This is a genomic window from Longimicrobium sp. (genome assembly GCF_048594345.1).
Lineage (GTDB): Bacteria > Gemmatimonadota > Gemmatimonadetes > Longimicrobiales > Longimicrobiaceae > Longimicrobium.
This window is the reverse complement of the sequence record NZ_JBMDXM010000252.1, coordinates 1-1,304: the sequence shown is the minus strand read 5'-3', so window position 1 is coordinate 1,304 and position 1,304 is coordinate 1. Positions and strand designations below refer to the sequence as shown.

Annotated in this window: 1 protein-coding gene; it reads left to right on the top strand. The window is 70.0% G+C overall.

Features of this window, described 5'->3' with window-relative positions; genetic code table 11:
* Positions 1–861: RluA family pseudouridine synthase (locus ACOJUJ_RS26885; protein WP_420130019.1), on the top strand; the 861-nt coding region annotated here is incomplete at its 5' end.
* Positions 862–1,304: the final 443 nt, after the last annotated feature.

Sequence of the window (1,304 nt, the reverse complement as noted above, 5' to 3'; positions counted from 1 at the left end):
AAGGGCGCCCCGCGCAGCCTGGTCTACAAGCTGGTGCGCAGCGGCCAGGTACGGGTGAATGGCGGCCGCGCCAAGGCCGAGCGCAAGCTGGAGGCCGGTGACGAGGTGCGCGTACCGCCTGTCCGTCTCAGCGAGGAGGGAGACAAGGCCGGTCCGCCGGAGGCGTTCATGCGCCGCCTGGAGCAGGCCATCGTCTTCGAGGACGCCCGCCTGCTGGCCCTGAACAAGCCCACCGGCGTGGCCAGCCACGGCGGCAGCGGCATCAGTTTCGGCGCCATCGAGACCCTGCGCGCGCTACGCCCGGGGCAGACCCTGGAACTGGTCCACCGGCTGGATCGCGACACCTCGGGCCTGCTGATCGTGGCCAAGAAGCGCTCAGCGCTGAGCGAACTGCAGGCGCTGCTGCGTGAAGACCACGGTGCCGGCATCCGCAAGCGCTACCTGACCCTGCTGGCCGGGCGCATGCCCGACGGCGTGATGACCGTCGATGCACCGCTGCATGTCGGCCTGCGCCAGGGCGGCGAGCGCCATGTGCAGGTCAACGCGATCGGCAAGGAATCGATCAGCCACTTCCGGGTGCTGGAGCGCCGCGGCGGCCATTCCTACTGCGAGGTGCGCATCGAGACCGGCCGCACCCACCAGATCCGCGTGCATGCCCAGCACCTGGGGCATCCGGTGGCAGGTGACGACAAATACGGCGATCCCGCGGTCAACAAGCGGCTTCGTGAGCAGATCGGATTGAAGCGCCTGTTCCTGCACGCGGCCTCGCTGGAATTCGCACTGGACGACGGCAAGAGCCCGTATGTGCTGAACGCGCCGCTGGCGGATGAGCTGGTCGAGGCGCTGGACCGGCTGAAGTAACCTCTGCGAGGGGCTGACCGGCCATCGGGCGGAGCCGCCTCGCGGCTCGCCTCCAAAGCGGGATTCCGGTTTTGGTCGGTCCGGATGGGTTGGCGGGGGACGCCGTGAACCCATTCTTGAAGTGACCCCCGGGGCTTGGCCGCGGCATCCATGCCGCGGACACCCCCGCCAACCCACCCGGACCACCCTTCGACAGATCGCGTTCGCGTCAGCCACGGAACATCAAAAGAAGAGCAGACTCGGGCCGCGTGGCGGCCCGGGTAGAGTCGAGCGACGCTCGACTCACGCGCACAGCGCGGGCTTCGCTTTTCATTCTTTCATTGCGCGGCTGGCACGCACGTAAAAATGAGGGGCACGGGCGGGGGGGGGGGGGGGGGGGGGGGGGGGCCCCGCGGCGGCGGCCGCCCCCGCCCAACCCGGACCAACCCCCCCCCCCCCCCCCC